The sequence below is a fragment of the Pedobacter sp. HMWF019 genome, from assembly GCF_003061025.1.
GTDB lineage: Bacteria > Bacteroidota > Bacteroidia > Sphingobacteriales > Sphingobacteriaceae > Pedobacter.
The window spans coordinates 1-6928 of the sequence record NZ_QAIL01000341.1 but is presented as its reverse complement, the minus strand read 5'-3'; the positions used below and the strand labels follow the sequence as shown (position 1 = coordinate 6928).

At 41.3% G+C, this 6928-nt stretch carries 5 protein-coding genes and 1 pseudogene; 4 read left to right on the top strand and 2 right to left on the bottom strand.

Features of this window, described 5'->3' with window-relative positions; all coding sequences use genetic code 11:
• Positions 1-169: 169 nt before the first annotated feature.
• The 4 genes and pseudogenes from DBR11_RS19005 (at position 170) to DBR11_RS18995 (ending at position 1643) form a co-directional block, all read left to right on the top strand.
• Positions 170-676 carry a GAF domain-containing protein gene (locus DBR11_RS19005; RefSeq protein ID WP_108554209.1) on the top strand — a complete coding sequence of 169 codons (507 nt, stop codon included), beginning with the start codon at positions 170-172 and terminating at the stop codon, positions 674-676.
• Between the two features lie 51 nt (positions 677-727).
• Positions 728-1024, top strand: coding sequence for a PQQ-binding-like beta-propeller repeat protein (locus DBR11_RS19000; RefSeq protein ID WP_108554208.1), 297 nt, complete (start codon positions 728-730; stop codon positions 1022-1024).
• A pseudogene (locus DBR11_RS30655) lies at positions 987-1115 on the top strand (hypothetical protein); the annotation flags it as partial. The gene DBR11_RS19000 and the pseudogene DBR11_RS30655, both read left to right, overlap by 38 nt.
• 45 nt (positions 1116-1160) lie before the next feature.
• Entirely contained in the window at positions 1161-1643 is a 483-nt protein-coding gene (locus tag DBR11_RS18995) for a PQQ-binding-like beta-propeller repeat protein (protein ID WP_108554207.1), read from the top strand.
• A 333-nt stretch (positions 1644-1976) separates the two neighbouring features.
• Here the strand turns inward: DBR11_RS18995 and DBR11_RS18990 are convergent, their stop codons facing one another.
• Entirely contained in the window at positions 1977-5453 is a 3477-nt protein-coding gene (locus DBR11_RS18990; protein ID WP_199233885.1) for a family 43 glycosylhydrolase, read from the bottom strand.
• Between the two features lie 154 nt (positions 5454-5607).
• Positions 5608-6789, bottom strand: a complete 1182-nt coding sequence (locus tag DBR11_RS18985) for an aldose epimerase family protein (RefSeq protein WP_233260826.1) — start codon at positions 6787-6789, stop codon at positions 5608-5610.
• Positions 6790-6928 lie beyond the last annotated feature (139 nt).

Here is a 6928-nt window from a genome sequence, read left to right as displayed (position 1 = left end):
CTTTATCATATAATGCGTTCAATATTTTATGTTAAGCTCCAATGTACAGATGCGTATCTACCTCTAAATATTCATAAAAAAAGAAACCTTAGCAAATTATCTACATACAATTCCAAATTCTCTATTTTTAGTCCCTTGTTTAAAAAAGCATATCGTTAAAAAGAAAACAATGACCAATCCATCCAACACTGACTTGCAAAGCGCCAAGGAGATACAAAGAATAGCCGCGCTGCAACGTTATAAACTCATCACCACTTCCGTAGATCCATTTTTTGATCATATTGTTCAACACACAGCTGAAATATTTGAAGTTCCAATGGCATTGATCTCTCTTGTAGATCTGCACGAAGTTTTCTTTAAAGCCACAGTAGGTGCAGATGGAATTCTTTCCATTCCCAGGGAAAAAAGCCTTTGTACCATGGCCATTTTAGATTCTGAACCTATGATACTGAATTACGGAGAAAAGGAAAAATGTTTACTCAGCACTTCTATTATTGCGGGAGAATATGGCTTAAAATTTTATGCCAGTGTTCCCTTAATCGAACCTTCTGGATTAATTATAGGTACCCTCTCCATTACAGATAAAAAAACAAGAACCTTTAGTGAGCACCAGGTCCAAATCATGAAAAATCTGGCATCAATGATCATGAAAGAAATGAACAGCCGGTTGAAATAGAGAAAAATCATACTATATTTGAAATCAACCAATTACAGATAAAAAACGAATATGAAAACACGCTCTCCATACGCCAAAAACTACTTCGTATTTTTTACATTTTTATTTTCCGTTTTATGGATTTCAAGATCTTACTGCCAGCAGCAATTGTTGTGGAAGTTTTCTACCGGAGCCGCCATACATTCTTCGCCTGTAATTAGTGGAGAAGTGGTTTATTTTGGAAGTGCAGATAGTAGTTTTTATGCTTTAAATAAAAAGTCGGGTAAATTGAGCTGGAAGTTTAAAACCAAGGGACGGTTTCTTTTATGCCCTGGATTCAAAAACAGGAAAGCTGATCTGGAAATTTAAAACTGTCGGGGATGCTGGTTTCCCTAAAGGAGAAGTACAAAAGGCCGCTCTGATCAACGATAACGCCATTATTTTTGGCAGCAGGGACTATAATATTTATGCACTTGATTTTAAGACAGGAACAGGCCTTTGGAATATGAAAGAAAGAGGAAGCTGGATTATTGCTACCCCATTCTTTTACAAAGGCAATATCTACTTTGGAACATCCGACACCCATCGCTTTTATTGTATGGATACCGGATCTGGAAAAATAAAGTGGACCTTGCCATTAAACATGCGTGTATATGGATCTGCAACAGTTCTCAATGGGGAGATTGTATTTGGCTGCTTCAACGGGAAAGTTTATTTTGTTGATCCTGAATCAGGAAAAATCAATTCCATTTTCCAGACTGAAGAAAGTAAAAACAGATATTCCAGTCTCTTCGACGGAGATGAAAAATTCAGAAAAGACGTTCCTTTATATGGTGATAACTATGTTGAAGTGGAAAAGAAAATTCTTGCTTTAGGTTCTATTCTTTCCAGCCCTCTGGCAGAAGATCAGGTACTGTATTTTGGAGATACAAATGGCTTCTTTTATGCCCTGGTTAAGAAATTTCAAAAGATCACCTCTCCTAAATAGACATTTTGCCCAAGCTGACCTGTCCAACTTAACCGGACGTTAAGTCGATTCAGGATTAAGAAATAATTATGCCCTGCTTTTTCAGGATTATCAGATAGCGATGTTCAGCGATATCAGGACGAGACAGGCTTCGTCTTGGTTCGCCGTTTGTTCGCCGTTCTTACGCCGAAACTTAGGTAAACAGGTACTTTTACCGAACAAACGGCGCTAAAAGGCCGGATTATCCATTACCCAACAACAACAAAGGTATAACCGAAGTAGCAAACAAACAGCTACTCTGGTTTGCTCCCTCCTCTCCAATTTGCAACGAAAAACTCACCTCCAAAAAGTTAATTATTCTTTAAGCTTAATAAACTTAAAATGTCCAAATTTTCCATAGCCACTTTGAGGCCCATAAGTACACTGAAACAAACCTACCCGAAGCACTTGCTGATCCATATCCTTCCGCAACACCGGGCTACCCGGCAACTCTTTCCAATGGCGCCCATCTGTACTTCCTCGCAAACTAAACCAATTTCCCCTACGCTCTATTTGCAGATGCCTGTAAAAATCCCAACCAGCAGCATTGCTATTTTGAATCCGGCCATTTCTGTCCAGACTGGTAACCATATTACCCATGCCCCAGCCCGGAAAAACACTATTCTGAATCAATTGAAATGAGGTATCCGAAGTACATACCATTAGTCCCACGTCATTAGCTCCGTTTGCTTTCTTTTCTGCAAGACCACTCACGTCTTTCACTTCTGCTTCCACTATAAAATCTCCGCTTACCTCTTTGTACAGAAAGGGACCTTGAGGCTCAGCCCCATCCCAGTGTGTTCCGCTGGAAGATAAAGTTAAAACGCCGGCATTACTTTTCAGTGTATCTGCTTTTCCTAAAGAACCATCCCACAAACCTTTTTCTAAACGATAATCAACAGTACGGCTAAAAGCCTCCTCAAAAATATGGAACTGCTTTACATCCGTCTTCACCTCTACCTTTGCCGAGGCGGCTGTCACATTTCCATAATTGTCTCTTACCTTCAGCATAAATGTATAAGCCTGATCAGCCTCCAGGTCATAAAAAGTATAATCAGGTTCGCTTGTCCAGCCACTGTTCCTCTCTTTAGTATCATAAAAATAATACGTCTTAAGCCGGCCAGGGAGATCTGCTGTTCCGGCACGCATAGTAACCATATGAGGGCTTAGTGCTTTGGGTGATGTCGAAAAAACCGCACCAGGGCTTGCTGCAGCTACAGTGCTGTTCCATTTTTGATATAAATTTTTCACTTCTGCTGCTTCAATCGCCCGGTTTAAAACCGTCAAAGAAGCAATTGCATCTGGTGCATTCTTTGTTTTATTTAATCCGATAAAAAGGGTGTCATTTTTTACCGATGAGAGCTCAAAATCAACATCTGTACGCAAAACTCCGTCGACATAATTCTGATGCTGCTTTTGTTGAACAACCTGTACAACATGATGCCAGTTCTTATCCTTAAAGCATTTTCCTTTGGCCAGAACAATCCATGAGGCATGCTTTGCAAGCTCCACCGGAAAACTGTCCGTAAATTTCAGGGCTCTCTTCTTGCCCAGATCAATTGCCATCCTACCCTGAATATCCTGTACTATCGGTGAAACTTCTGTGCTAAAAAAACGCCCACCCAGGTGGCCTTCATTCTTCCATTCCTTTAGATTTCCATAATTCAATTTTCCGGGAGAAAGAGAAATTGCGGCATCAGAATAAGGCTCTTCTTTAACCATTTTCTGTATTTCTTCCAATGACAATGGCACATCATATATCTTTAATGACGCCAGTGCACCGGAAAAAAAAGCATTTTTATCAGCTGTAGTACCTAAGCGAAAATTCCTCAAATTGGCAATAAAAAGCATTTTTAGTTCTTCACGATCGGGCAGACCATCCACATACAGTCTTTCTGTTGTGCCATCAAACACCAGCGCAATATGATGCCATTTTCCCGCAGCGGGTAAGGTTTTGTAGGCCATATCTGCCCAACCCCAATGGGCCGCAGCCCCCCAGTTTTTATTGCGCCCGTAGCCCAGGGTCCCATTGGTCATATCCACTCCCCCTCTCGCTGTCCAGGACAGGATTGGTTCTTCATCTTCAACAACAGGGTTAAACACCCAAACTGCCACGGAAAAACTGCTGTTGCCGTTTAAAGAGCCGGGTGCCTTAAAATCAGCATCCAGATAAGAGCCCTGATCAAAAACCACCGCTTTTTTACCAGCAACAATATCAACTGTGGGTAATTTAGCAGACCCATTCAAAAAAGATCCACTCAATTTGCCCAAATTAGGCCACTTTGATACTATAGCACCAAGGTCAAAAGCATTCGCATCCAGGTCTACCAGCAAACCTTTAGGCTTAAACTCAGGAGTTTTAGACGGATCTTTAGCTACAATATGGCTTTCGGGATGGTATTTATCCTCTGCAAAAACCTTGAAATTCCAAACCGCTTTATTCAACCCGGGATATTCTGTATTCAAAATACTTAACCTCAGATACCGTGCTTTTACATCCCCCCGGTCGATCATTGGACTGCCATGGATCGTGTTTTTGCTTCTGTCAGCAAAGACAGCCCAGTTCAATCCATCTGTTGAATACTCGATCAGGTATTGATAATACCAGGTTGCGTATTCGAACTGTGTTTGTATAATCTTAATGGTTTTCAGTTCCCTAAGATCCATCTTCAACCAGGCTTCGCTGGTATTGTTCCTGGGTTTCCATAAGGTTCCGTTGTTATCATCCAGTGCAAATTCGGGTTTAAAATCTTCACTATAGCATGACGAGGCAGATACCTGAGCTCCAAGGGCAATATTTGGCACAGGGTTGCTGTTTTTGGCCAGATAACCTATCCCAAGATGCGTGGGTATGATCTTTTCTATATTGCCCTCTGCATCAAAAACCATTTTATCCGCGGCCACCTGTCTATGATAACCTCCTCCCGAATGCGGGTTGTTGTGCCGGTGATAAATCATATAGAAATCATTGCCTTCCTGGAGAACAGACTGATGCCCCGGGCCATGGACCGTACCGTCAGCACTGGTACTCAGGATCGGATTGTTCTTGCCATATTCAAAAGGCCCCATCGGTCCAGTTCTACTGATCGCATATTGGACTCTGTAGGTGTCGTCCTCACAACGTCCGGAAGAATAGGTCAGGTAATAAATCCCGTTTCTTTTAAACATAAAGGGGGCTTCAAAAAAATCTTTAGCTACTGTATTGGGAATTTTATCAAGTTTAGCAAAAGACTTCATATCCGGATTCAGCAACCCAACCCCGCAACCATGATTGGGGTAAATCCCCCATGTCCCCCAGAACATATACATCTTTCCATCGTCATCTTTGAAAGTCTGTCCATCCAGTGTAATAACATCCGGTACGAGAAAATTCTTAACTACTGGTACTCCATCAGGTAATAAAGCTGTCCAGGGGCCGATTGGGCTGGAAGAGCGTGCACCAAAAATTTCTACAGGCTGACAATAATACATGTAATAAAACCCATCCCTGGCTTGCGTAACATCGGGGGCCCAGTAATGATGCGTAGTGGGCCAGTTCATATCCTGCAAACTCCAGTTTACAAAATCTTTGGAGCTCCAAACCTGCGAAGGTCCAAAACCGCCGCCATTTCCATCTGTGGTTGCATAAATGTAATAAGTGTCACCGAATTTCCTTACCGTTGGATCCGCAAAGTATCCAGGTAGTAGCGGGTTCCCGGCTGCCGGGTCCGTATGCTTTTTAGATTGTCCGTACAGGTTCAAACCCATCAGCAGACAAAAGATGAGGCCCTTGGCCCGGTTTAAGAAAAACATAGTTTTAGTTTGTTGTTCCGATCAAACCTAAACATTCCTCAAACCTCGATCTTAAAGGATTTTAATCAAAACCAGTCCGATATTAACTGGTTCGTCAAAGAGCTGTTAAAAAAACAAAAGGAGATCCTGACATGGTCAGGGATCTTCTCTGTAATTATTTTTTATCTGTATAAAACTTGTAAATCGTTGTGGTTTTATATTCCTGTCCCGGTTTCAACACCGTAGAAGGGAAAGAGGGCTGATTGGGTGAATCCGGAAAGTGCTGGGTTTCCAGGCACAGTGCAGAACGGTATCCGTAACTTTTATTTCCTTTTCCATCGGTTTCCTTACCGGTCAAAAAGTTACCACTGTAAAATTGCAGGCCAGGCTCTGCGGTCAGTACGTCCATAAAGATCCCTGTTTTGGTACTGTGCAGGGTCGCAGCTAAACGAATATCCTTTGATGGCCTCAACACAAAATTATGATCATAGCCTTTTCCCCTTTTTAACTGTTCGTCGCTGTCGTTGATACGCGCGCCGATCAGTGTTGGTTTGGTAAAGTCAAATGGCGTTCCTTTCACTTTTTCCAATTTCCCGGTTGGGATCAAAGTTTCATCTACAGGTGTAATTTCATCGGCATTGATGGTTAAAAGATGATCTGTAATGGTAGAATCACCTGCGCCATTCAAATTGAAATAAGCGTGATTGGTCAGGTTAAGCACAGTAGCCTTATCTGTAGTAGCCTTATAGCTGATCTTTAATTCATTATTTTCAGTCAGTTCATAGACCACTTTAACCTGGAGATTTCCAGGATAACCAGCTTCTCCGTCTTTAGACAAATAACTCAGTTCAAGCGTATGATCATCTGTTTGTTTTGCATCCCAAACCTGTTTGTAATAGCCATCAAAACCACCATGTAAAGTGTTTTTACCATCATTAAGCTGTAGCTGATACGTTTTCCCATCCAGGCTAAATTTTCCGGAAGCAATCCTGTTGGCATACCTTCCAACCAGGGCTCCAAAGAAGAATTCCTGCTTTTTCTGATAACCCTCCAGCTGATCGTGTCCCAATACAACATCCACCAATTCTCCTTTATCATTTTTAACCAATAAAGATACTAGCCTACCTCCAAAATTTGTTATAGCAGCCTCACTGCCTGCTTTATTTTTCAGGAAATACAATTGTACCTCTTTCCCATCAACTGTTTTCTTAAATGCTGCTGCCTTGGGCAAGGCTGTCCCGGCAACCACCAAAGTGGAATCTGCACCCTTTGAAGAAGATGCATTTGGTTGATGACAACTGCTCAAAATTGCGGCAGTACCAGCCATCAAAAACATTAATTTGATATTCCTGTTCATAATTGATTAATATTGGTTAAACGGCAGGCAATGTAAAAAAAAATAATTAAACGTCGAATTAACAATTAATATTTTATTATAAATTTGAGAATTAATAGTTACATTAATATTTAAATTTTACCAGCAGTAAGTAACGAGC